The organism is Prochlorococcus sp. MIT 1318 (genome assembly GCF_047304505.1).
GTDB classification, from domain to species: domain Bacteria; phylum Cyanobacteriota; class Cyanobacteriia; order PCC-6307; family Cyanobiaceae; genus Prochlorococcus; species Prochlorococcus marinus_D.
In genome coordinates, this window is record NZ_CP138958.1 from 2,243,412 (window position 1) to 2,266,852 (window position 23,441).

General features: G+C 48.8%; 29 protein-coding genes, 1 tRNA gene and 2 pseudogenes. 14 read left to right on the forward strand and 18 right to left on the reverse strand.

The features are described from left to right. Positions 1–948 precede the first annotated feature (948 nt). Complete coding sequence (locus SIB66_RS11280) at positions 949–1,851, forward strand: oxidoreductase (protein ID WP_063406646.1); 903 nt, start codon at positions 949–951, stop codon at positions 1,849–1,851. Between the two features lie 93 nt (positions 1,852–1,944). Continuing rightward, on the forward strand, positions 1,945–2,139 hold the full coding sequence (locus tag SIB66_RS11285; RefSeq protein WP_063406645.1) for a hypothetical protein: 195 nt from the start codon (positions 1,945–1,947) through the stop codon (positions 2,137–2,139). Between the two features lie 244 nt (positions 2,140–2,383). Here the strand turns inward: SIB66_RS11285 and SIB66_RS11290 are convergent, their stop codons facing one another. From SIB66_RS11290 to SIB66_RS11310, 5 genes and pseudogenes are all read right to left on the reverse strand, one after another. Continuing rightward, entirely contained in the window at positions 2,384–2,791 is a 408-nt protein-coding gene (locus SIB66_RS11290) for a DCC1-like thiol-disulfide oxidoreductase family protein (protein ID WP_074160855.1), read from the reverse strand. A 73-nt stretch (positions 2,792–2,864) separates the two neighbouring features. Further along, entirely contained in the window at positions 2,865–3,284 is a 420-nt protein-coding gene (locus SIB66_RS11295) for a DUF3119 family protein (protein ID WP_063406644.1), read from the reverse strand. A 163-nt stretch (positions 3,285–3,447) separates the two neighbouring features. Next, positions 3,448–3,851, reverse strand: a pseudogene (locus SIB66_RS11300) (DUF6790 family protein). After that, the gene (locus SIB66_RS11305) at positions 3,820–4,029 is read right to left on the reverse strand and encodes a hypothetical protein (protein WP_063421731.1); all 210 of its coding nucleotides are present in this window, start codon (positions 4,027–4,029) and stop codon (positions 3,820–3,822) included. Before SIB66_RS11305 ends, SIB66_RS11300 begins: the two are co-directional and overlap by 32 nt. Before the next feature lie 164 nt (positions 4,030–4,193). Next, complete coding sequence (locus tag SIB66_RS11310; RefSeq protein ID WP_413681301.1) at positions 4,194–4,643, reverse strand: GNAT family N-acetyltransferase; 450 nt, start codon at positions 4,641–4,643, stop codon at positions 4,194–4,196. Between the two features lie 97 nt (positions 4,644–4,740). On the opposite strand from SIB66_RS11310, the gene SIB66_RS11315 reads away from it, so the two are divergent. Both SIB66_RS11315 and SIB66_RS11320 read left to right on the forward strand, forming a co-directional pair. Continuing rightward, positions 4,741–6,180 carry a glutamate decarboxylase gene (locus tag SIB66_RS11315; protein ID WP_063406641.1) on the forward strand — a complete coding sequence of 480 codons (1,440 nt, stop codon included), beginning with the start codon at positions 4,741–4,743 and terminating at the stop codon, positions 6,178–6,180. Then, positions 6,116–7,087 (forward strand): hypothetical protein, encoded by a 972-nt coding sequence (locus tag SIB66_RS11320; protein ID WP_063406640.1) that lies wholly within the window; start codon positions 6,116–6,118, stop codon positions 7,085–7,087. Before SIB66_RS11315 ends, SIB66_RS11320 begins: the two co-directional genes overlap by 65 nt. A gap of 165 nt (positions 7,088–7,252) precedes the next feature. Here SIB66_RS11320 and SIB66_RS11325 read toward each other — a convergent pair whose 3' ends face one another. Both SIB66_RS11325 and SIB66_RS11330 read right to left on the reverse strand, forming a co-directional pair. Then, the gene (locus SIB66_RS11325; protein ID WP_063406639.1) at positions 7,253–7,783 is read right to left on the reverse strand and encodes a DUF2808 domain-containing protein; all 531 of its coding nucleotides are present in this window, start codon (positions 7,781–7,783) and stop codon (positions 7,253–7,255) included. Then, entirely contained in the window at positions 7,783–9,036 is a 1,254-nt protein-coding gene (locus tag SIB66_RS11330) for a glutathione S-transferase family protein (RefSeq protein WP_063406638.1), read from the reverse strand. The genes SIB66_RS11325 and SIB66_RS11330 overlap by 1 nt, the downstream gene beginning before the upstream one ends. A gap of 265 nt (positions 9,037–9,301) precedes the next feature. On the opposite strand from SIB66_RS11330, the gene gorA reads away from it, so the two are divergent. Continuing rightward, on the forward strand, positions 9,302–10,663 hold the full coding sequence (gene gorA, locus SIB66_RS11335) for a glutathione-disulfide reductase (protein ID WP_063406637.1): 1,362 nt from the start codon (positions 9,302–9,304) through the stop codon (positions 10,661–10,663). Between the two features lie 210 nt (positions 10,664–10,873). Here gorA and SIB66_RS11340 read toward each other — a convergent pair whose 3' ends face one another. Continuing rightward, positions 10,874–11,983 carry a calcium/sodium antiporter gene (locus SIB66_RS11340; protein ID WP_063406636.1) on the reverse strand — a complete coding sequence of 370 codons (1,110 nt, stop codon included), beginning with the start codon at positions 11,981–11,983 and terminating at the stop codon, positions 10,874–10,876. A 413-nt stretch (positions 11,984–12,396) separates the two neighbouring features. Here SIB66_RS11340 and pyrC point away from each other — a divergent pair, with 413 nt between their 5' ends. Further along, on the forward strand, positions 12,397–13,461 hold the full coding sequence (pyrC, locus tag SIB66_RS11345) for a dihydroorotase (RefSeq protein ID WP_063403308.1): 1,065 nt from the start codon (positions 12,397–12,399) through the stop codon (positions 13,459–13,461). Between the two features lie 132 nt (positions 13,462–13,593). On the opposite strand, the gene SIB66_RS11350 is transcribed toward pyrC, so the two are convergent. Next, positions 13,594–13,679, reverse strand: a tRNA-Leu gene (locus SIB66_RS11350). A 62-nt stretch (positions 13,680–13,741) separates the two neighbouring features. Here SIB66_RS11350 and SIB66_RS11355 point away from each other — a divergent pair. The 3 genes from SIB66_RS11355 to trpA are packed head-to-tail and all read left to right on the forward strand — an operon-like array spanning position 13,742 to position 15,219. After that, positions 13,742–13,993, forward strand: coding sequence for an NAD(P)H-quinone oxidoreductase subunit L (locus tag SIB66_RS11355; RefSeq protein ID WP_063407013.1), 252 nt, complete (start codon positions 13,742–13,744; stop codon positions 13,991–13,993). Continuing rightward, positions 13,974–14,345 (forward strand): DUF3007 family protein, encoded by a 372-nt coding sequence (locus SIB66_RS11360; protein ID WP_011129845.1) that lies wholly within the window; start codon positions 13,974–13,976, stop codon positions 14,343–14,345. The genes SIB66_RS11355 and SIB66_RS11360 overlap by 20 nt, the downstream gene beginning before the upstream one ends. 46 nt (positions 14,346–14,391) lie before the next feature. Beyond that, complete coding sequence (trpA, locus tag SIB66_RS11365; protein ID WP_011129844.1) at positions 14,392–15,219, forward strand: tryptophan synthase subunit alpha; 828 nt, start codon at positions 14,392–14,394, stop codon at positions 15,217–15,219. A 133-nt stretch (positions 15,220–15,352) separates the two neighbouring features. On the opposite strand, the gene SIB66_RS11370 is transcribed toward trpA, so the two are convergent. Then, entirely contained in the window at positions 15,353–15,724 is a 372-nt protein-coding gene (locus tag SIB66_RS11370; RefSeq protein ID WP_011129843.1) for an AbrB family transcriptional regulator, read from the reverse strand. 102 nt (positions 15,725–15,826) lie between these two features. On the opposite strand from SIB66_RS11370, the gene SIB66_RS11375 reads away from it, so the two are divergent. After that, the gene (locus SIB66_RS11375; RefSeq protein ID WP_011129842.1) at positions 15,827–16,096 is read left to right on the forward strand and encodes a YciI family protein; all 270 of its coding nucleotides are present in this window, start codon (positions 15,827–15,829) and stop codon (positions 16,094–16,096) included. Here SIB66_RS11375 and SIB66_RS11380 read toward each other — a convergent pair. After that, a complete protein-coding gene (locus SIB66_RS11380; protein WP_063406635.1) occupies positions 16,072–16,449 on the reverse strand; it encodes a c-type cytochrome in 378 nt (125 codons plus the stop codon). The genes SIB66_RS11375 and SIB66_RS11380 overlap by 25 nt on opposite strands. Positions 16,450–16,853: 404 nt before the next feature. On the opposite strand from SIB66_RS11380, the pseudogene SIB66_RS11385 reads away from it, so the two are divergent. Then, positions 16,854–17,255: pseudogene (locus tag SIB66_RS11385) on the forward strand (Nif11 domain/cupin domain-containing protein); the annotation flags it as partial. Here SIB66_RS11385 and SIB66_RS11390 read toward each other — a convergent pair. The 5 genes from SIB66_RS11390 to SIB66_RS11410 form a co-directional block, all read right to left on the reverse strand. Then, positions 17,218–17,748, reverse strand: coding sequence for a phosphate-starvation-inducible PsiE family protein (locus SIB66_RS11390; RefSeq protein WP_063407011.1), 531 nt, complete (start codon positions 17,746–17,748; stop codon positions 17,218–17,220). The pseudogene SIB66_RS11385 and the gene SIB66_RS11390 overlap by 38 nt on opposite strands. Before the next feature lie 29 nt (positions 17,749–17,777). Next, the gene (locus SIB66_RS11395) at positions 17,778–18,062 is read right to left on the reverse strand and encodes a hypothetical protein (protein WP_063399368.1); all 285 of its coding nucleotides are present in this window, start codon (positions 18,060–18,062) and stop codon (positions 17,778–17,780) included. A 5-nt stretch (positions 18,063–18,067) separates the two neighbouring features. Next, on the reverse strand, positions 18,068–18,385 hold the full coding sequence (locus SIB66_RS11400) for a hypothetical protein (RefSeq protein ID WP_011129837.1): 318 nt from the start codon (positions 18,383–18,385) through the stop codon (positions 18,068–18,070). After that, the gene (locus SIB66_RS11405; RefSeq protein WP_011129836.1) at positions 18,385–18,756 is read right to left on the reverse strand and encodes a YkvA family protein; all 372 of its coding nucleotides are present in this window, start codon (positions 18,754–18,756) and stop codon (positions 18,385–18,387) included. Before SIB66_RS11405 ends, SIB66_RS11400 begins: the two co-directional genes overlap by 1 nt. Before the next feature lie 110 nt (positions 18,757–18,866). Continuing rightward, positions 18,867–19,793 carry an RNA polymerase sigma factor RpoD/SigA gene (locus SIB66_RS11410; protein WP_063406633.1) on the reverse strand — a complete coding sequence of 309 codons (927 nt, stop codon included), beginning with the start codon at positions 19,791–19,793 and terminating at the stop codon, positions 18,867–18,869. A gap of 238 nt (positions 19,794–20,031) precedes the next feature. On the opposite strand from SIB66_RS11410, the gene SIB66_RS11415 reads away from it, so the two are divergent. Both SIB66_RS11415 and SIB66_RS11420 read left to right on the forward strand, forming a co-directional pair. Further along, positions 20,032–20,502, forward strand: a complete 471-nt coding sequence (locus SIB66_RS11415; protein WP_011129834.1) for a DUF2214 family protein — start codon at positions 20,032–20,034, stop codon at positions 20,500–20,502. A 5-nt stretch (positions 20,503–20,507) separates the two neighbouring features. Beyond that, positions 20,508–21,140, forward strand: a complete 633-nt coding sequence (locus SIB66_RS11420) for a peptidase (protein ID WP_011129833.1) — start codon at positions 20,508–20,510, stop codon at positions 21,138–21,140. A gap of 47 nt (positions 21,141–21,187) precedes the next feature. On the opposite strand, the gene hisIE is transcribed toward SIB66_RS11420, so the two are convergent. Continuing rightward, positions 21,188–21,856 carry a bifunctional phosphoribosyl-AMP cyclohydrolase/phosphoribosyl-ATP diphosphatase HisIE gene (gene hisIE / locus SIB66_RS11425; protein ID WP_063406632.1) on the reverse strand — a complete coding sequence of 223 codons (669 nt, stop codon included), beginning with the start codon at positions 21,854–21,856 and terminating at the stop codon, positions 21,188–21,190. A gap of 540 nt (positions 21,857–22,396) precedes the next feature. After that, positions 22,397–22,573 carry a hypothetical protein gene (locus SIB66_RS11430; RefSeq protein ID WP_236070292.1) on the reverse strand — a complete coding sequence of 59 codons (177 nt, stop codon included), beginning with the start codon at positions 22,571–22,573 and terminating at the stop codon, positions 22,397–22,399. A gap of 346 nt (positions 22,574–22,919) precedes the next feature. Here SIB66_RS11430 and SIB66_RS11435 point away from each other — a divergent pair, with 346 nt between their 5' ends. After that, a complete protein-coding gene (locus SIB66_RS11435; protein WP_074160852.1) occupies positions 22,920–23,405 on the forward strand; it encodes a 6-carboxytetrahydropterin synthase in 486 nt (161 codons plus the stop codon). Positions 23,406–23,441 lie beyond the last annotated feature (36 nt).

The window sequence follows — 23,441 nt, forward strand, 5'->3', positions numbered from 1 at the left end:
CATCATTTTGTATGATCCTGATTGCTTACTTTATTTTTTCTGGCTCTCCAAATGAATAGAAGGGGTATCCCTACAAGCATCAGCCCTGCATCTGCCAATAAGAAGTTGTTCCATAAATCCATTGGCTCTTTCCATTTTGCTGCACAATTTTAAATCAAAAAGATAAAGCTCGTGGCTAAATTCTAATCTTGATCAAAACAAAGGCATTGATTAGCTAAGACCATCCCATGGCGTTGCTAGAAAGAAGCTTTGTTTTCATCTAGATCAGTAAAAAAATGAGTGCCTAAGACAACACATATGAGCTGATTGAACTGGATAACTAGCCTGGCAATGATTTTGATATAAATTTCACTGCCAATAGTAACTAAAGTTAGGATGACTCATATGCCCAAGCGCTTGAACGAAATCGACCCGAGATCACAGCAAGGTTAATTATAACTCACAATTTTTCAATCCGACAAAGAGCATTTTTCGTTAGCAAGTTAGTTGAGACCATTTCAACCCAAAACTGAGTGCAAGTTTAGGTGAGATTGATAGATGGTCTACATCGAAAATATCGATATTTGCAAGAAGAGAAATAGAATCACTGGTCTTGTATGTTCTGGTCTTTAATATCCTTGCAGCTAGGCATGAGTTGTGTGGTTAACTGACAAAGCTTCCGGCAATATAGAGATTGAGGTATTATATACTACAGCAATATATTATCTTACCCTCTTCCATGAATATTTAACTTATGACTAAATCAAGCAAAAGGAATTCTCCATCATTGGCAAAGAAGCATTTACAATCGACTTTACGACATTGCTTGCCATCCTTATGGGATCGATTAACGAATTGAGAAGGGCAGTGTAACCATTTAGAAATTACAGGCCCTGATCAAGATGCTATGCAGCAGCTTAGGCTTCAATGTTCTACTTTATGGATCACCACTGATAAAGGAGCCACCTGATGAGTTGGAAAGTTGCAGATATCCCTGATCAAAAAGGAAGGGTTGCATTAGTAACAGGTGCCAATAGTGGCCTTGGTCTTGAGACATCCAAGGCATTGCTTAACAAGGGTGCCAGAGTCATTATGGCTTGTCGCTCACTACCCAAAGGTAAAGATGTACGCCAAGTTATTCTCGAGAGCAATGATTCCACAAAGCTTGATCTGATTGAGTTGGATCTCGCTGATTTAGCGAGCGTTAGGCGTGCAGCTGAGCAGGTAGAAAGCCAATACAGCCGAGTGGACCTTCTAATTAACAATGCTGGAGTGATGGCTACTCCAAAGACCCTCAGCAAACAGGGTCTGGAGCTTCAGTTCGCCGTTAATCATCTTGGCCACATGGCATTAACACTAAAGCTCCTACCCTTACTCGCGAAGCAACATGGAGCAAGGGTTGTTACCGTCACTTCTGGCGCACAGTACATGGGTCGAATCGCATGGGACGATCTTCAAGGAATCAAGCACTATGACCGCTGGGCTGCCTACTCACAAAGCAAACTTGCGAATGTGATGTTCGCCTTAGAGCTCGACAAGCGAATGCGCCAGACAGCAAGTGGGATCACATCATTGTTGGCACATCCAGGTCTGGCACGCACTAATTTGCAGCCTAAATCTGTTGCTGCGAACAAATCCTGGCAGGAAGGCCTTGCTTATCGGTTAATGGATCCCATGTTTCAGAGCGCTGCAATGGGGGCCCTACCACAATTACATGCTGCAACCGCGCCAACTGCTCAAGGCGGCGAACAATACGGACCTAGATTTAACTTTAGGGGTTACCCGAAGCTTTGCCGCATTGCCCCATTGGCACTTAGGGAGGAAGACCGTCAAAGGCTTTGGAGCATCAGTGAAAAACTTTTAGAGATTTGAACTTGCCATTAACAAGTATTTTAACGCTTTCCTTGGTTTAATCTGTCACTTTTGACTCTCACAGCTATGATCTAAAGGCAGTGAATTCCGCCCATGCCTGAAGAGCCAATTGAGAATCCTTCAGACAATCCAGTCATTGAGCCTGAGGCAGATGAAAAAGTAGAAGCTGAAAAGACTATTCAAATCCCAGAGGGCTCTAGAGTGGTCACAATCATTATCGACAAAGGAGAGGTAACTGAAAAAGTGTATCAATCACCCGATGGAGATAGGATAATCGTGAAGTACTAAAAATATTCAGATCAAACTCCCTAAAGGTTCAATCCTTGCAACTCAATCAGGGAAATATTAGTGACCATTTCAAAAGGAATAGATGTAGGTAAAAAATCATAGATATCCAATGAATTCCCAGGCTATAGCTTCTTGTAAACAATGACAATAAAGTTTACTGCCTGAAAGTAAAAGCAGCTAATATCTTGGCATGATTATATTAAGTGAGCGTCTATATTTTATCAAGTCAAACACCTGTATTCAATTAATCAGGATCTAATGGTATTTGCTTGTAAGCCAGTGCTGTTCGCCGGGCCAGCCTTAGAAAAGGATATATTAGCCTCGAGCGAAATGGTGAAGACATCAAAGTCTTAAGAACAGATAATAGCGGAGCGGATGGTTCCATTTTTTTACATAGCCACTGAATGGCCTCAGCTCCATGAAAGGCCTCATCGCCTACGATTAATATCGCTCCATCTCTGAGATCTAAGCCTCGAGATTTTAAATTATCTCGTAAAGGCTTTTCTGCTCGTCCATCACATATTTCCAAGCCCTGAACACCACTACGTAACTCGCTCAATTCTGCAAAGTGGAGACAAAAAGGACAGCCGCCATCATAGATAAGTAACGGAATTGATGAGTAGCTTTCAAGCAATGGTGTTTGCAGTCTCATGCATTCATCTTAAGTTCGTGATTGAGGAGGTGAAAGGTCATTGCCCAGAATCTTATCAATCTCCTGGATTATTTTAGTCCGATTCTTTAGGCACTTCGAGAGTTCCCACTCGAAGCCTCAACTGTTCTAAAAGCATGACAGGGTCAAAAAGGATCGGCAGCAGATGAGGGCTCTTGACTTCGCGGAAGAACAAGATGCCTGGTATTTCCGGCAAGAACATTCGCCAGGCCAGCCAATTGGCAAATGGGAAGCGGCGTATCTCCTCGTCTACTCGCCATATCACGAGATCTTTGTCGGTTAATTCTAAACGCAGCAGATAAGCTTGCACAAGCAAAAATACTGCGAATCCACACACCACAATCGTCGCCCAAGGATGGAGAGGGAGCGGTAGCATTGCTAGGCCAATAACGTACACCAATACAGGTAAGCGGATGTTTGGTTTGAGAATTACGCTCTGGCTTTGAACAGGCTGGCTTTCAGGTGTCGATGACATTACTACTGAACTGAGGTTGTTATTAGGTTTTTGCCTCTACCTCTTTTTAGATGATTTTCTGTAAAAAGAGTTTTAGAAGGTTTTTTTTCGTTATGATTTTAAGCTGCATCGTCAGCAGACTGAGAGCTTATGAAAGCTCTGCCACATCCTCATTTTCCTAGGATTAGCAACGGGATATCAGCAGTGTTCTTGAAGGGAGCGCAGTTTGCAACAACGAATCGAAAGTTTTTTTGGGCTTAGGTTTTAGTCGGGTTCGTTCTTCGCGACTTAGCCACAACAAGATCACCACCAGGATTGGCATTAAAAGGTCTGTAAACAAGATTGTTCCAACATTGGAGGGAGCATCATTGGACTGGACAACGCGCAAATAAACATGCCCGAGCCCATCGACGAAGAACCAGCTGGCATAGGCAACGATCGAGGCAACCAAATAGTCACGACTTCGCTGCCAGAAGCTACTCAACCCAAGGTTGCCAATGGTGAGATGGCGAATGCCACTTCATTCTGGAATGGGCGATTAGGCCAGCCGATCTGCTCAGCGATGAACTGGCCAAACGCTATATGCATTGCGAATCCATACAGTCCCCCCTAGACCCATGACCCAAAAAGCGATCCAGAGCAGGGTTGCTTCCGACCAGCGACTGACATTCCAACTACGGCGAACCTGCAGGGCCCCGCATAGCAAAGAAATCAATGCGGTCCAAAGAACGATTTGGCCAAAGATCAAACGGACCAAGTGATTCATCGGATAAATTATTTCCCTCAGGACATTTAAAAAGCATGTTGTGAGAATCTTTTAGAGGGATATAAGCCCAAAGAAGCAAACTTTGCATTTCAAGATCGTTTACCAAGACTGCAACCGTCTATGGCTTGATTGATCTGATAGCAATCGGTTTGATGGAACTCTTTTCAGCCAAGCTCCTTGGCGAAATGGTGAAACACAATGTTGAACCCTTGTTTTGCATAAAAACGATGGGCTCCAAATCGCTCCACGCCTGCATCTAGATGGATCTGTCTGCAACCCGCATCCCTTGCGATCGCCTCCAAGTAGCGCAACATCTGAACTGCCAGACCCTGGCCCTGATAGGTGGGGTTCGTCACAAGATCTCCCAGATAGAAGTATTTGCCAAGCGATAGGGAAGAAGCCAAGCGATATCCCGCCAGGACTGCCAATGAAGAGAGTTGCTTCTGATCAGTTGGATTGAGGTCTTGAAAGAGACCCAAAAGCACATAGCCATGGTCATTGCGTTGCAGCCCAAGACGGCTGATGAAATCAGCCTTGCCGAGTTTCGGATGAAGGTGGCGGATCAGGCCATAGGCCTCGTTCAACTCCGAAGGGGTGTTGAGTTCATGGATCATCAACCAACTCAGTTGTTTGTTATTGCACCTCCCATCTTGCAAGGCTTCCTTGCTCAAACAACGTCGTTAAGGTCATACATAGAAACAAGAAAAAAGCATGGCCCTGCATCGTTCCAATCCCCGCTCCAACGATCTGGAAGAACATGCCATTGGGGAAACCATTGATGCATTGGTCTCACCATTACCACGCACGACTTTCCCGCAAGAGTGCCGTCCTGCATTAACAACATTTAATTTGCTCAAGGAGGAATTATTGCTTGATGGCAACAGCAAACAAAATCTGGCCACCTTCTGTCAGACCTATGAAACCCAGCAGGTAGCTGAGCTAATGGCCCTCGCGGTTGACAAGAACCTGATCGACAAGGACGAATATCCCCAAACCGCAGAGATTGAACGCCGTTGTGTTTCGATGATGGCTGATTTATGGCATGCCCCCGGTGAAGCTGTGGGCTGCTCCACCATCGGTAGCAGTGAGGCCGCCATGCTGGGTGGCTTGGCTGCGAAATGGCGTTGGCGTGAACATCGCAAAGCGGCAGGTCAGTCGATCGATCGCCCCAACATGGTTTGCGGCAGTGTACAAATCTGCTGGACGAAATTTGCCCGCTACTGGGACGTTGAGTTGCGGGAGGTGGAGATGACCTCCGGCGAGCTCTGCATGTCTCCAGAACGAATGCTGGAGCAAGTGGATGAGAACACCATCGTTGTGGTACCTACCCTGGGCGTCACTTATCACGGCCTATATGAAGACGTACAAGCCATCAGTCAGGCCCTCGATGAGCTGCAACAGCGAAAAGGACTCGACATTCCTATCCATGTGGATGCAGCCAGCGGTGGCTTTCTTGCTCCTTTCTGTGCCCCTGATCTAGCTCCCTGGGATTTCCGCTTGCCGCGCGTGAAGTCAATCAACTCCTCTGGCCATAAGTTCGGTTTAGCTCCTCTGGGTGTGGGTTGGGTTCTTTGGCGTGAGTCCCGTGATCTACCGGAAGGATTGGTTTTCCATGTGAGTTACCTAGGAGGCGATATGCCAACGTTTCAGATCAACTTCTCGCGGCCAGCGGGGCAGGTGATCTCCCAGTACTACGACTTTGTCCGTCTAGGTCGCGATGGTTATCAAGCCATCCATGGAGCGAGCTATGCCAATGCTCAATATGTTGCTCAAGAACTCAAAAGGCTAGGCCCATTTGAGTTGATAAACGATGGCAACCCAGCAGGTGGCATCCCCACGGTGGTATGGACATTGCGAGCCGACCAAGAGCTTGGTTTTAACCTTTACGACCTCTCTGATCGACTGAGATTACGTGGTTGGCAAGTGCCAGCTTATCCATTCACAGGTGAGCTTGCTCATCAAGCCTTTCAGCGGATCTTGGTAAAACGCGATTTCTCACGTGAAATGGCTGATCTCCTACTTACCGACATCCGCAACGCCATAACTCATTTCGAGAGTCATCCTGTCAAGATCAGTCTTAACGCTAATGAAGCAGCGTCTACTAATCATCTCGGCCGTTCAATGGTTGAATGCCGTGATGCGCATGGATGATGCCCCACTATTGGGGGCTTTGAATTTAAAGCGGGAGCATCCTCCAAACCTTCAGTCGCATTATTCAAGTCCATGGGGCACGACAGCTTGGCGGGAAGATGTTCCTGTTAGAGACAGACCGCATGATTTAGAAGCTCATTCACCTTGGGGGCTGTGGACAAGTCGTCGTCTGCGAAAAGGCCATGGACCGCTGGAGCAAGGAAAGTATCGAACCTTGGCTCCGAAGCATATGGTTCAAGCATTACTGCGTGGGAAAGACGTCCATCGTCTTGAAGTTCGAACGGCCGTGGCGTTCATCATTGGTCCGCTGTTGTTCGTTATTGGCAGTGTTTTGCTGATGAGCAAACTTGGCTCGGGTGCAGCGCTCTTGGCAATTGGCTCCGTTTTTTTTACGGCAGGAGGTTGGTTTCAGTTGGAACAGGCATTGTTGGTGACCCGTGGTTTGCTCAATCGGAAGCAGCGCTGGGGCTGGTGTGGAATTTGGTGTGCGCTAACGCAAAGCATTGGCACCGTTCTTTTCAACATTGAGACATTTTCAACCTGGGGGTTGCCTACGCTGAATGGAGCACCATGGCTAATGCTGGAGGTTGCTCCCAACATTCTCGGGTCCGTGCTGTTTGTTATTTCGGCGATCTTCGGGCTTCTTGAGGTGGGTCATGGCCGTCTCTTCGTCATACAGCCGCACCATCTTGGTTGGTGGGTGGCTGTTGTGAATGCACTCGGATGTCTGTGGTTTATGCAAGCAGCCATCGCTGCTATCCCTGTAGATTTATCCATACCCGCTGTACTTGATCCTCAGGTTGCGATCCGAGCAACCTTATTGGGAGCCTTAGCTTTTACTGCTGTAGGTGTGCTGAGCCTTGCCGAGTGTAGTGAGGATGAGGTTAAGAGCTTAAATTGCATCTAATAGGGTCTTATCTCTTTGCTGATGATCAATAAAGCTTATTTTGCGACATAAAAAATCAACTTGTCACTAGAAATTAAAGGAATTTTTTTTTGAAATAATAGGTTTCTATTTCTGGAATGCCTCTATTAAGAAGATCTACGTGCTGTCTAAATATCCTGTGGAGTTTCAGAATTGCCTTTGTGAGAAAACACTCATCTGTACAACTCCTACATCCTGGGGGATGGGATTAGGGCCCCAAGGGATAGCAGAAACTGAATAAACGTACAGGCCTGCGGGTGGATTAGTCATCACATTGAAAGCCACAGTGACCTTGGATCCGGGCGGAACAGCTTCCTGAAAGTTGATAGCTATCGATCGATTGCCATCCTCGAAATTGGCAGATACCGGCACGGAGGATTCACGCTGACGTGGCATTCCTAAAAATGCCTTTGGTTGAATAGGACCATAATAGAAAGCAGGCTGGACACCGCGGATCTGTTTTAAGCTGATTCCGCCGAGACCAGCGTCTGCTCCTTGTGGTAACTCGATCACGAAATAGAACTTTGCTCCACCTTCAAATGCATAGCTGCTGTAGTTAATTAGTTTTGCCTTAGTCGGCACTGCCATAAAAGATGTCTGACCATTAATCTCAAGCGCTGGCGAATGGATTGGGAACAGCAAAAACGCCGCAGCCAATGCTGAAGGGATCAGTTGCATCAGCTCGTCAGGAAAGGCGTGGGATTCTGATCAAAGCGATCGTGAATCGGAATTGGAGCACCCATCTCAGGGCTATCGAGCTGGGCTGTTTGTTCAAGGGCTTGACGCAGCCTTCGAGCTGATATCAGTGGCATGTCTCGCGGGACTGAGATGCGATCCCTGAGGTAGCGCAATCCTCTAGCACTTCCTGGATCTGGTGAGCAAGAGGCCCCTAAAGCCATTCGTGTGAGCGTGGCCCTTAAGGGTTGATCAAAGCGAATAGCTCCAAGAGGGTTGAGCTCCAAAAGTCGTTTACGATGCTTCAACACCCTTGACAGAGCAAGACCCTCGGGCCGGGTCTTTGAGTTATCGGGATCAGCCCAACAGGTTTCCAATTCCGCAAGGCCTGCACCACAATCAATAGCTTCTGCCAGTTCTTGTTGTTTTGGATTAGGTGCAACCCAGCATCCACCCATCTGAGGTGGCAAGTCGTGGGCATGGGTATGGAAGTCACCCTGCGTACCTCGATACACCTCCAATTCTTCGAGAGCCTTAAACCACTTATGGATGGCGGGATGTTCTTCCCGCAGGCTGAAACCTTTGTAATAAGCCAATGAGGCATTCATCCTTTCTACATAGGGGATAAACACCACATCAGCGCTTCCTGGGCATGGGCTGGTTGGTGTATTGCTAGCTGGATCCAGCCAAGGTCCTTGTTCTGCTGACAGCTGGTGTTCCATCATCCGGGCTTTGATCTGAAATTGTTCTCGGCCAGCCTGTTCCTGCCTCTGATTCAATCGAGCTGTGCAAAGCCACCGACACCAGGCTCCAAACAGTTGCCGTTCCAGATTCCGCAACTTAAGGGTGCGCGGATCCTCCAACCGATGACCTAGAGGACCAAAGGCATGCTCTAGAGCTAACAAGATCTGATCACTTTCCGTAATCAAGCGACCATCAAGCTCAAGGGCAGGAAGCATTCCTGAAGGCACTTTTTTCTTGAACCAGGCTTCCTTTTGCCCATAGCAGCGCATGGTGACTTTGCGAATCCTGTAGGGGATCTGCTTCCATTCGAGCCAAAGCCACACCTTCTGGCAGTAGGGGCACCAGGCGTGATGGTCCCGATAAAGAGTCACCCTTAAAGCTTTTTCAGATTGCCCAAACAGGCGCAAGGTGGCTTGGGCATTGGTGGGGCCATTGATTCGATCAGCCTCCGGGACTGTTAGCTCTGCTAAGGCCTGCCATTCAAGAGCTTTTGTCGACGCTGCAGCAGGCATAAATCCTTGGTTTGAAGCCGCATCATCATGCCTGTTTCGAGTGCCTTTAGGTGCTTGGACAAGAGGTTCTCAATTCAAATCAAATGATCAACCATTGATGTTGGATAAGCCACGAGTTTCGGCCAATGCTCGATTGCAGAGAATCCACAACTCCTTGTTCTGAATGAGTCATGACAGGTTTACTGATCATTGTCGTCACGATCCCTGAGTAATCCTGGCGTTGCTTTCTTAAGGAGTTGACAATGGATGCAGTGATCCTCGTCTCTTGGAGCATCCTTTTGATCTGATCGTGCTTGGTGCTGGCTCTGGTGGACTAGCCGCTGCTAAGCGAGCCGCAAGCCATGGTGCCAAGGTCGCCATCGTTGAAGGTGACCGTGTTGGAGGGACCTGCGTCATTCGCGGCTGTGTACCTAAGAAGCTGTTGGTGTACGGATCTCTTTATCGGGAACAGCTTGAAGTTGCCCCCAGTTTTGGAGTTGAGTTGAGTGATGCACAGATCAATGCGGGGGTGTTGCTAGCCAATGTGCGTCAGGAAGTGGATCGTCTCAATACTCTTCACATTGACCTGCTAGCCAAAAACGGTGTTGAGCTTGTGACGGGATGGGGGAGTTTTACGAGCCCAAACAGCGTGGCTGTCTCAAGGAACGGAGCCATCGATGCTTCACAGGAACTTTACGGCGATCACATTCTGATCGCGGTCGGTGGGCGTCCCCATCGTCCTGATATCCCAGGTGCGGAGTTGGGCTGGGTTAGCGATGACATGTTCATGCAAAGCAGCTTCCCCGACCGAGTGGTGGTGGTGGGGGCTGGATTTATTGCCTGTGAATTTGCCTGCATCCTCCATGGCCTTGGCGTCGAGGTCATCCAACTGGTGCGAGGGGATCACTTGCTGCGTGGCTTTGATCGGGAACTCTCCACTGCAGTACAGGATGGAATGCAGGAGAAAGGCATTGATCTGCGTTTTGGGGAAAACCCAGCCGCTCTAAAAGGCCAACCTGGCGATCTCGTCTTGTCAACCCAGAGTGGGGAACGCTTCTCTTGTGGGGGCGTTCTTCTTGCTACAGGACGACGACCCTTTTTGCAAGGACTCAACCTTGACGCTGCTGGGGTTGTTTTAGAAGGTCGACGTATTTCAGTGGATGCCAACCAATCCACAAATATCCCTCACATCTTTGCTGTTGGTGATGTAACAGACCGCATCAACCTCACCCCTGTGGCAATCGATGAGGGCAGGGCATTCGCCGACAGTGTTTTTGGACAGAAACCCCGCCAGGTCAATCATGACCTCGTTGCCAGTGCTGTCTTCAGCCAACCAGAGCTAGCCACAGTTGGGCTCACTGAAGAGCAGTCGATTGATCGCTATGGCAAAGATCAAGTCAAGGTCTACCGCGCCCGCTTCCGATCCATGGCTCAGGCCTTGCCGAAGCGAGGGCCCCGTTGTCTTCTCAAGTTAATTGTGGAACGCAACACTGATCGAATCCTTGGTTGTCACATGGTGGGGGAACATGCTGCCGAAATTATTCAGATGGCAGCGATTGCACTTGGAATGGGGGCTACAAAGGCAGACTTTGATCGCACCATGGCATTACATCCCACCGTTTCTGAGGAGTTTGTCACCATGACTTAGGGAGTATTGCTGAAGACAAATTCCATCCATCCTTTTAGTCGATCACTTGCGCCATTTGAGTCATCCAGGCAAGGCCTTAGGGGATCTGTTACGGCTCGGCAAACAATGATCTTTGCGATGTATATGCTCTAATGTTCGTGTCAAATGATATCGGTATCTTCGAATCAGTTGACTCGATTAATCTCCATCTTCAGCAGGATGCTTGATAGATCAATCAACACTTTGAGTTATTCGTTCTTTGCGAAGTTGACGCCAATACAACAAGGCTTGAAGCACGATCATAACGAGAATAATCGGCAGAACAATGCAGAGCATTGTCAATCGAAATCCATCCTGCCAAGTGGGTAGGGTGCGGGGGAGAACTTGATCGATCACATAAAAAACGTAGAGCCCTACGAGGATCCCTCCTTCAAGCCGGTTAATACGTCCCCTGGTCCAAAAAATTGGCATGCAGGCAAGCGTGGTAAGCACCATCACAGGTAGATCTCGCTCAATGATCAAGCGATCGACTTGCAGCCCAGCCCCACCAGAGACCAAGGCACAACTGCTTAGGACCAGAAGTTGATTGAGCAAGCTGCTGCCCACCACATTGCCGATCGCAAGATCTGTGCGGCCTCGTAGAGCAGCCACCAAAGATGTAAACAATTCCGGCATTGAGGTGCCAGCAGAGACGATCGTGAGCCCGATGACGGTCTCACTCACTCCTAAGAGTGAAGCAGCATCGCTTGCCCCTTTAACCAGCTGATTCGACCCGACGGTCAACAACAGGATGCCAAGAAAAAGGCGGATACAAGCTTTGATCCAACCGCCATTGGCAGTTTCGCTATTGATCTCCGGCTCAGCCTCCACCATTCCATCCGGTTCCTCCCGGGCCGTACGGATTTCCCATACAGAATTGATCACGAGAGCTATCAAGAGGGCTACTCCGGCCTGCCATGTCACACGACCTGCTGAAGCCATTCCCCAAACAGCTGCAGACACCGCTAGTAGCAGAGGAACATCACGTCGCACTAAACGACTCTCCACCCTGAGTGGCAGCACAAGGGCACTGCTGCCAAGCACCACCATCACATTAAAAATATTGCTACCAACCACATTGCTCACGGCCAGGGCATCGGAGCCCTTCAGCACTGAACTCACACTGACAAACAGCTCGGGGGCACATGTGCCCAAGGCCACCACAGTGAGACCGATCACAAGCTCGGGTATACCTAAGATCAGTGCAAGGGCGACGGAACCCTGCACAAACAGTTCTCCCCCCCCAAACAACAGGCCGATTCCTGCCAGCACTTGTAAAGCCGGTTCAAGGAATTGCGGCATGTGATCCGAACGGACTAAAGGGATTCTGCATCTGAACGCAAACCATGACCCTCTCTCTCAAAAATCATGGTTGCTTGCGCAAGACGATCTTAAGGTTTTGGTCTTCATAGTTGCAAGATTCGCTGTTGCTCAATCGGACCAACGCTGATTCTCAGATGTCGCTCTACTTAGAAAGCGTATCGCTGCAAAAATGCTTCTATCAATGATCTTGATTTTCGCTTCTTGCTCTTCTGCGCTGGCCAAGGCTCTCTCCTGAGAACACAATGTCATTGTCTGTTCTCAGGAATGACTGAGCCATAGCGTCGAAAACATCATCTTTGGGAGCACTTCCAGAAAGGGTGTATCACAGCAAATTTATTTTTGGGTCTTGCTTCGGTGCTGAAATCTCTACACCTCATTCTGGGTTGATGACTTTGGATTCTTTGCCCGACCAACTCATTTTACGTCAACCGGATGACTGGCATGTCCATCTAAGGGATGGTGCCATGCTGCATGCGGTGCTAGGCAGCACAGCTCGGGTGTTTCGACGAGCAATCGTGATGCCCAATCTCAGGCCACCAATCACGAGTGTAGAAGCAGCAATAACCTATCGCGACCAGATTTTGGCAGCCCTTCCTGATGGTGTTCCGTTTACGCCATTGATGACGGCCTACCTCAACGAGAGTTTGGCTGCAGATGTTTTAGAACAAGGGCATCAACAGCATGTTTTCATCGCCGCCAAGCTTTATCCAGCCCATGCCACAACTAATTCCGAGCAGGGGGTCAGTGATCTAAGAGCGATTAACTCACTTCTAGAGACGATGGAGAAAATTGGGATGCCATTGCTCGTTCATGGTGAGGTGAGCGATGTCGATATCGACATTTTTGATAGAGAAGCCTTTTTTATTGAGCACCACCTGGCACCACTAATAGGGCGTTATCCAAATCTTCGTGTCGTGATGGAGCACATCACGACGCAAGAGGCAGTTCAGTTCGTGGAAACAGGTGGTCCGAATCTGGCAGCCACTATCACTCCTCATCATTTACATATCAACCGTAATGCAATGTTTCTCGGTGGTTTTCGTAGTGATTTCTACTGCTTACCAGTAGCCAAGCGTGAACGCCATCGACTCGCCCTGCGTCGAGCAGCGACAAGTGGCAAACCATGCTTTTTCCTTGGCACTGATTCGGCACCACACCCTCGCTCTGCAAAGGAGAGTGCTTGTAGTTGTGGTGGCATTTTCAATGCTCATTATGCGATGGAAAGTTATGCCGAAGTCTTTGAGCAGGAAGGAGCACTTGATCGTCTTGAGGCCTTCTCCAGTGAATACGGTCCAGCTTTCTATGGCTTGCCCCTCAATAACACCTCAATCAAACTGATACGAAGAGCTCATGTTGTACCAGCTACTTTTAGCGGACAAACGAACGCAGATTCTTCTGAACACTTAGTTCCATTTCATGCTGGCGAACTGTTGGGCTGGTCTGTTTCGGTTGATTGATAAAGCACGCATCGGAGCGCATTAATTGCAACATTGCTCGAGCTGGCAATCAAGGATCCGATTGGGGTCTGGCTAGCAACTTGAATCTCTACGCAAATAGGGAAATATTTGGCTCGTTGCGATGATCACCAGTGGGGGCAGGGGGACTTGAACCCCCACGTCCTTTTCAGGACAAGCGATTTTAAGTCGCTTGCGTCTACCAATTCCGCCATGCCCCCGGCAATGGCTGGGCCAAGGCCCGCAATGGCATCCTAGATTTATACCAAGCAGTTTGCTGACAGTGTTTCTACAGGCCGTCACCAGTCCAATCTCGATCAACTCGCTGCTGGTGCTCGCTGCCTATGCCTTGTTAGGCGGCCTCTATTTGATTGTTGTCCCTTTGCTCCTCTATTCCTGGATGAACAGACGGTGGCACTGTATGGGCAAATTCGAGCGTCTAAGCGCCTACGGATTGGTGTTCCTGTTCTTTCCCGGTTTAATTCTATTCGCGCCTTTTTTGAATCTTCGCCTTAATGGGCAAGGAGAGGTTTAAACATATGACGCGTGCCAAGGTCATTCAGCTGGGCTTTCTTGTTTTGATACTCGGGGGTATCGCTTACAGTGTATTGAGATTTACGGGCCTGGATAGTATTTCTGCCGGTATCGCTGCTCAATCACTTCTTGTTGTTGTTGTTGTCGCCTGGACGGGATCATATCTACTTCGAGTGGTTTCAGGGAATATGACCTTCATGCAACAACGGCGACGTTATCAACAGGCCTATGAAAATCTATCAGCTGCTGAACTTCAGGCTCGCTTCGATGCATTACCTGATGCTGAGAAAGTTTCCTTACTGAAGGATATTGAGGATGAGAATCCTAAGCAACAAGCCCCCTCTGACCCATAGGTTCTAGGGCGTTTGCCCCCCTCACGCCTTCTTCTAATTGATTGCTATGGCAGATTTCTTGGCACCTAAATCCAATACACACGCCACAATCAGCAGTCGCTTCCAACGAGTACAAGCTGAGGGACGCCTTGCACTCATGCCATTCCTCATGGCTGGTGATCCTGATCTGGAAACCACTGCTGAGGTATTGCTCAGCCTGGAGCAATCAGGCGCGGACATGATCGAGCTGGGCATTCCCTATAGCGATCCTCTCGCCGATGGTCCGGTAATTCAGGCAGCTGCTTCTCGAGCACTGGCTTCTGGTACGACACCAGCTCGGGTCTTGCAGATGTTGATTGACTTGCGGGGCAAACTTTCCATTCCTGTGATCCTGTTCACCTACACCAATCCATTGTTCAACCGGGGTATGGAGCGTTTCTGTGATGAAGCTGCTGAGGCTGGAGTTGCCGGTCTTGTGGTCCCAGATCTTCCACTCGAGGAAGCTGAGCGCCTTTCTCCCTTGGCTTCTGCTCGTGGACTTGATCTGGTTCTTCTGGTGGCTCCTACTACACCTGCGGAGCGTATGGCAAGGATTGCAGAAAGCAGCAGGGGTTTTACCTATTTAGTAAGCGTGACGGGAGTTACTGGCGAACGTTCTGTAATGGAGGATCGTGTTCAATCCTTGGTGCAGCAACTCAAGTTGTCCGGCTCCAATCCTGTAGCAGTCGGATTTGGAATTTCTGGGCCTCAGCAAGTACGGCAGGTGCGAAGTTGGGGTGCTGATGGAGCCATTGTTGGCAGTGCTCTAGTGAAACGAATGGCTGCTGCGGCCCCTGGATTAGTTGCTCAAGAAGCGGGTCTTTTCTGCAAGGAGCTGCGCAACGCTGCTGGATGAGTTTTAACTTGCTCATATCTATCATCCTGCCTTAAGACACAACAAAAAAAGCCCTGGAAGATTTCCAGGGCTTGCTTGATTCAAATGAGGTTGGAACGATCTTCTCCGAATCTCCCTTAGCTCAAAATATAAATCAATCGTCGTCTTCGTCGCTTCCTCCAGCGGGAACTAGGCGAATCTGCTTGCGTCCAAGCTTGATTTCAAACTCATCGCCAGGCTTGAGATCAAGTAAGGCTGTATAGGCCTTGCCAATCAATAGATTGCCATTGCCCTGAACAGTAGCTACATAACTAAGCTTGCGTCCACCCTTACCGATACCTGCAACACCAGTTATCCCAAGGCTTACACCTTTAGCTTCTAGTAGAGCTTCGTAGAAAGCAGTGAAATTAAGGCGTTCTCCACCATCCTTCTTCGTGGAGACATAGCCACAGGCGCGAACAAGATCGGATTTGCTGACATCACCCAGGTCTTTGACTTTCGTGAGGAGGTCGCTGCCGGTGAGCATGATTTGTAAAACGGAAATCTACTTCAACAACATAGCGTTTAGTTACCCATTTGTGCCATCCTTTAAGAGACAAATTTTGGCGATGAGTTTTACGCAGCAGACATGGCACGATTTGTTCTTTGGGGTACTTACTGCGAGAACGCACTTGAAAAGCGAAGCCCTTTTCGTGAAGAACACCTCAATAGGCTTACCACTCTTAAGAAACAGGGCATTCTGATCACTCTTGGTCCAACAGAAGGGAGCACTCATGTTTTTGGGATTTTCGAAGCCGCAAGTCTTGATGTTGTTAGGAAGCTTCTAGAGCAAGACGTTTACTGGAAGGAAGGAATATGGACCTCTCTTGAGGTTTACCCTTGGGTCCAAGCATTCTGAGCTTGAGCCCATATCCAGGCCGCCACGAGCTGATCTCCACTATCGCCGAGAACATCCTCGTAGCCAGACATTTGCCCGATTCCTTCTCGAGCCACTCTGGCGATTGCTTGAGGATTATCTAGACCATTGCGCTCTAGTGCTTTGAGCCTAAGGGTTTTGTTACGTCGGATGATATTGCCACCATTTACATGACACCCTGAACAGTGTTGCTTGAATAACGATCCTCCAGCATCGGTATCCAATGCAATGGTGCCAATAGGATGGATCAAGAGTGTAGAGATCAGGATTAATAATCCTGCAGTTTGGCCCCCAAGTTCAAGTACAAGTCGCCTCAGACGAATCTGTAGGTTCATGCAATCATCAGCAGTAACGCCTAAGTCTGCCGTAGTGATCTGTTGTGATCTGCTGATACCGCTTTAACAGTTGCGCATGGGCTTGGCACCCCCGTGAAAGAGAGGACTGGGCTATCACAAAGGCCTCGAGCAGATCCTGAGCCGAATCAACTGCTGTTCACTGCTCTCATAGGCTCGCTGATGTAAGGCATGGAAATAGGTTGTGAATCCTGGTCAAAGGTTTTCATGCTTGAGTATTTCTATGCGTGTTGTGATGATCAAAGCGGATGAGGCAACCAAAAAAATTTCGCTGATGCCTTGAACAATTTGTTATCAGCATCATTAGTTGGAAATGAATTCTGGAGAAGTGGATGGCAGAACAGGATCTCTACCGATTCCTCGACAAGGTGCAACAGCTTCAAAAAATGATTCAGTCGCTAGAAACTGTCCCTGGCCGACGAGAGCTGCTAGCCGCTTGTGGAGATCACAATCAAGTGGTGAAGTTAGCTCGATCTTGGGGCTTTGAGATTGGACGCCGTTGGGGTGAACTTGAGCCTGTCGAGCAGCTTTCTTCCGATGCCAATCTACTAACGCGGCCATTACCTCCACAAGGACAGGAACAACAGCATCTTCTCCACGCTGGTTCAAATTGGCGCCTAGAGCTAATTCTCTCTTGTGCTGCATCTAGTCCAGAGGGGTTCTGGTATGACCAGGCTGATCACGAATGGATTGTGCTAATGAAGGGAAGTGCACGTATGCAACTGAAAGATCCCGATGTGTGGGTTGATCTCAGCGTGGGAGATCAGCTGCATTTGGCCCCTCACCGCCTGCATCGTGTGGAACGAACTGATCCTCACCCTGGGACAATTTGGTTAGCTTTGTTCTGGAACGAGCAGAAAGGGCCGGATCAATTGTCGCTCTCTTAACCAGCCAATAAGCCCCGGCCAAAGCAATCGAGGCAATCCCCAGTCCAGCCAGTAACTGAGGTTTATCATCAGATCCTGGTGGCAACACGATCACTTTGCGCGCCACGGCAGTCAGCGCTGTAACAAGCACCAGCTCAATCTGTACCACGTGGCGGCGGAGATAACTGGTGACGTTCTGAAGCACTTCAAGAGCAATCAGCACAGTTAACAGATCACCAAGAACCTTGATTAAGTCATCCCCAAGCCAGCTCTGCTGTGAATCAACGAACAATTCATTGCCAACATTCACGATGAGCTGTATCAATGCCGCAATGATCACAACAACGGTGATCATTGTGAGAACCTTGACAATTACTCTTTCTCCCCAATCCACTAGATTGAGGAATGAAGGCATTGCCCGCTTGAGAGGGCGCAAGGCGGATCTCAGTTATTGAACGGATTGTAGGAAGGCCGAGCCGGGGTATCGCCGCTGGGATTCTCAAGTTTGGTATCGCAGGTAATGGATCCATCGGCCTCTTCAATGCAGTTGCTGGGCACGACTTTGCTGTTTTCACCTGTACGGCTGTTCGGTCCAAGTAGCCAACCCTCCGACTGTGCCTGCAGGCTTAAAGGAGCAGCTAATTGCAGACTGGCAGTCATTCCTAGGCAAGTCACAAGTAAGGGCAAACGCATGATGAAACAATCATTCAGATCCACTTTGCCTGTCATCTGGTTCAGCTGCCGCAGTCATCGCGGATTTCTTGCAGAAGTAGGTCTAGTTGGCTGAAAGGATCGGCATCTTTTTGGTTGTCAGATTGAGATAATGCATTCGTTCCAACCCATTCCGCTTCAATTTCACATAGACGTGCCGCCACCCGTGGTATTCCTCCCAGGCGATGTTCACGTTCCAAGACCTCAAGCAAGGCAGGCATGCGAGTCGATACAGCCTGAAGGCTTCGACGCAGGTCTGCCTGGGTACGTCCCTGCTGCTTCAACCAATCCTTCAACAGGAGGGTCAGCTCATCTTCAACTTGACCAGACCACCCTGACATCAGCCGCCAACTGGAAACCACCGATCTAGTTTGCGTCGGGCACGATCACGAATCTGGGGGGTCATGTGATTGCTCCAGAGGCCTACGACTGCGGTAAGTGCAACAAGGTCATCACTAAATCCTGCTACAGGGATCAAATCTGGCACCAAATCAATGGGCATGATGAGATAGGTCAGTGCAGCGAGCATGGTGAGTCTGGCCTGTGCAGGTGTTGATGCATCCAGGAGCATTTCCAAAGCTTCTAAAGCTGGCCTTGCAAGGCTTCGCCCAGCCTGACGCAACACCTTTTGAAACAGACTCTGATCAATAACGGAACTTTCCAGCACCGTTGCATCGACGGTGGTGTGAGTTGCGGTGGCCTCATCAACCATGGTTTGTCGGCGCCGATGTCATTCCATTTTTACCTGATTTATGGGGATTCATAAGATGAGCTCCGCCCCTTCTTGGGGCGGATTTCCCACTTTTTAGTGAGGTTTATCGCTTAGAGGGTGCTTTCTACCAAACCACTCTGAATTCCTGCTTTGCGCAGTTTTCGCAGTGCCCTTTGTACTACCTGCCTGCAGTATTCGCGACTGCAACTCATATGTCGTGCAACTTCCGCGAGAGTGCGCCATTCATGAGATCCGTCGAGGCCAAAACGAAGTGTGACCACCATCCGTTCTTTAGGAGTGAGGTTCGCACGATTGAGCAAAGTCCATACCGATGCAGTTCTTTCCGACATTTCGGCACGCTCCATAGGAGGGATCTCTTCGCTGGGAAGGACATCCGCAAGTTCTGAAGGATCGGATTTTGACTTCACAACTCCTTGAAGGCTCACTGTCACACTGCGTAATTCACAAGCGAGCAGATCTTCCACTTCAGCCATCGGCAGTCGCATGGTTTTTGCCAATTGCTCAGCAGTGGGAGGCAAGCCGTTGTTCTGCATCAGTCTTGACTTTGCTGCCCTTAATTTGGTTAGCTTCTCATTCACATTGACGGGAATTCGTATCGTCCTGCTCTGAGTCGATAGTGCCCGGTTAAGCCCCTGGCGAATCCACCAATAGGCATAAGTCGAAAATCTATGGCCACGGGTTGGGTCATATTTCTCCACTGCTCTGGTAAGTCCAAGCGTGCCTTCTTGAATCAGATCGAGAAGATCGAGCCCCTTGCCCTGGTAGCGCTTGGCAAGATTCACTACAAGTCTTAAATTGGCAGTGATCATCTGATTCTTGGCTTTTTCACCACGACGAATGGTGAGGCGCTGATCATCTGAGTATTCGCATTCGGGCCCTGCTCCACCAGCAAGATGGCAGCGGTCAGTAAGCGCAACCATGGCCTGAACCTTCCGACCCATTGTCAGTTCCTGTTCAGGTGTCAGAAGTTGATGTCGCCCGATCTCCCCAAGATAGGCACTTAAAGAACTCACCATCTGGAACTCAACTCTTAATTGAACCTAGAGCCAAAGTGTTTCCATCCTGACTGCGTAAGGAAGAGTACGGAATTAACTTTTTATGCGTTATTAAACAGTTTCTTCAGGATGTCGTGTTGCTTTGATTGATGCAGACCCCCCTCACCCTCTTCTTCTATTGAGATAGCCGTTCATTGAGCTTGATGTCGCTAGCGTCAAAACGAATTTCATTCATCCCATCCACTTGGGAGTCCTCCTCATGCCTGAGATTGTCAACAATGCTGGAATTGCCTACGTCCACTACCTGAGCTTCATGGTTTGCTTTGCTGCCTTGGTGCTTGAGCGAAAGCTGTTGAAGGCTTCCCCAAACCGTGGAGAAGCCACGGCGATGGTCATCACGGACATCGTTTATGGCGTAGCAGGCTTGGCGCTTTTGATCAGCGGCATTCTGCGGGTGTTGTATTTCGGCCAAGGAAGTGACTTTTATACTCAAAACCCTTTGTTCTGGTGGAAGGTAGGAGTCTTTATTGTTGCGGGGACTCTTTCTCTTTATCCAACTGTCACCTATATCCTCTGGGCTATTCCACTGCGTAAGGGAGAACTGCCTGAAGTGAGTTCCTCCTTAGTGACTCGCCTCGGTTGGTTCATCAACATCGAAATCGTTGGATTTGCATTCATTCCCCTTTTGGCAACCCTGATGGCCCGCGGCGTCGGCCTTCCTTCTCAATAATCCAAATGGTTCCAGATCCCTGTCCACCAGCGCAAGACGTGCGTGTTTTAAATGGTGGTCTCCAATTACCCGAGTCCAGAAATGGGCTCGGGTATGTCGACAAATTAGCTACCACCAGTTTTGGTTATCCAAGCTTGCCTCATTGGTGTGTATGGATTGAACCAAACCCCAAAGGCTCTGTTGCGGGCCATCGCTGGTTAAAGCGATGGGCCAATGCTGTGGATGCTGCATTCAATAGCTGGTCTGAAGTGATTCCACTAACGAGGGTCGCTGAGATTGAACGTGCTCATGTGATGGTGTTTAGAAAACGCCCTCCGCTGCGACAGCTCCCCTCGGGTTGGCGTGCCAGCAATGGCCGCAGTCTGCTGACGATCATTGAGGCTCGACGCAAAAAAGCAACCCAACTTGAGCCAAAAGTGAAGGTCATGGTTTCACCAGAACTAAGAGCGCCTGTCCTTCAAGCGACAGCCTTGCATGAGCTAGGTCATGCTTTTGGCCTATGGGGGCACAGTGATCATGCTGGCGATGTCATGGCCGTATCCCAGGGGGCATTGCCTGTCTTGACTGTTTCCAAAAGAGATCGGCTCACACTTGAGTGGATCCGTTCACAATCCACCAACTTTGGGCAACCACGTTGATAGGAATTTCACTAAAAAGAATCACTCAGTCAGCCACAGTTCAGCATTCAGTTTCGACGCGGTGCTCCACGTCTATTAGCGAGCACCTCAAGCACATCTCTCCAGTTCACACCATGGTGGGCAAGAGCGACTTGCAGATGAAAGAGAAGATCAGCCGCTTCATTAGCAATTGCCTTCGCATCGTCGTCTTTGCAAGCCATCACAAATTCCGCACTCTCCTCACCAATTTTTTTGAGGATGCGATTGTCTCCACCTTCTAAAAGCTTGTTTGTATAACTGTTGGCTTCAGGTGTGGTGTGGCGTTGATCAATCACCCGAAAAAGTTCACTGCATGCATCCATCGGAGGTGGAAGAGTGAGTGAGTCTCCCTGCGAATGCTGGTTTACCTCTGCGAAGAAACAGCTTCGGGCTCCGGTATGACAACTGACCAAACCGGTTTGTTCGATACTGAGTAAAAGCACATCAGCATCGCAGTCATAACGAATTCCCTTAAGGATCTGCGTATGACCGCTCGTGGCACCTTTATGCCAAAGCTCCTGACGCGAGCGGCTCCAGTAATGAACTTGGCCACTCTTTAATGTCTGCTCCAAGGCAGTGCGATTCATCCAGGCCATCATCAGAACGGCTCCATCAAGCCAGTCTTGGGAGATCGCTGGAATCAAACCAATATCGTCAAAACATAGTTGGTCGATAAAGGCGGGGCTGAGGGGTTGCATTCGTCCTCAAGGAGCGCAGGAGCGGCCGTGCAATCATCCCTCAGCACCAAACTAGTCATCAACTGCTTCGCTCTCGCATGATCCGCCCCTCCTAAGGCCTTTTAACCTGGAAGCGGATGGAGCAGTGCATCAGCATCTCGAATGCTATGGGTGCTGATAGAAATTTCACCCCTAGCCATGGCTAGGGGTCAGGATCAACAGACACCAGAGACATCAAGGGGTGATGGGTGGGCTTACGGACTGATAAGAGCTACTCAAAGCATTCAGTCTCATTATCCAGCAGATGGCTTGTCTCAGGCTCAGCTAGAAGGGGAAGCTTCCAAATACTGATAAGTTGAATTTCAATGGCTATATCATCGATAAAGCTCTGAACAGACACCTTTCCGATTTTATCTCTACTGGTGTATGGAAACAAGCCACATCGATCTTTAACTAGCAGCAGATCCAAGCAAATAAATTCAATCAATTCTTGCTCTCTTCTTAGATCTGAGCAATTCAATTCTCCAGATTTAGTACCTGCCAGTTCTCATGTCTCCTTTATCACCAGGCAACGCCATCCAAGATATTGCCACCAATCACAGATCTAATCTTGTCAAAAGGAGCCTGATCTGGGTTTCCGCTGAAAAGAACTTGCCAATTGCGGAAAACATCAAATATCATGTTTCTTCTTGCAATCGGATTGGAGGCACCAAACTGAAAGCCTTGATCAGAAATCAATGGATAACCGCAGTCATGCCGAAATGTTGCCTGAAGAATTTTTATTCAATTAGATATACTTTCGCAAATGAGTTAATGATCAAACTAAAGAGCTATTAATCTAAATCATAGAATTTAGATGAGTCTTTAGATCTTGCTTCTAGAGTACATTCCCCTAGGCAACTCCCTTCAATGGAAAGCATTTACAATGCATTGCCTTGAAGATTGGCTTCTATTTGAACATGATTTTGTTCGTCGCTTAAGCTGATCCGTATAGTCACATAGATCGAATCACGACATCAAAGTCACTCTCTACACATAATCTCAAAACACACGCCAACTGCAGTAACTCTCTGGATGAACGACCGTGACTAAGACACTGAAGAATGCTTACACTTGTAGCAAGAATTTCTCTGGATATCCTTGCTGTCATCGTCAATGGCGTCATCCAGGACACTGTCGATTTGTGCATGGCTATAGCCGCAGTTTTACCTTTTGGTTTGCAGCTCAAGAGCTTGACCCCTACGGATTTGTCGTCGACTTTTCCAGTCTTCGGGATCTGGAACAACAACTCAACAAGCAATTCGATCACACCTTCCTCGCCAATGCTGATGATCCGCTCCTGCCTCAATGGCAGAGCCTGAATGATCAAGGCGCTATTGATCTAAGGGTGATGGACAACGTAGGCATGGAGTCCAGCGCAGAGCTGGTTTGGCAATGGGCCAATGCCCTTCTGCTTGATCGAGATGGTGGGCGCAGCTGTTGCTGGCGGGTAGAAGCGCGTGAGAATGAAGCCAATGCAGCTTGCTATGAAGCAACACCTACGTGGTTTGAGACGAAGACTCTGCTCTGATCAATTTGCTCGATCGACTCCCCTAATGGGAGCGCG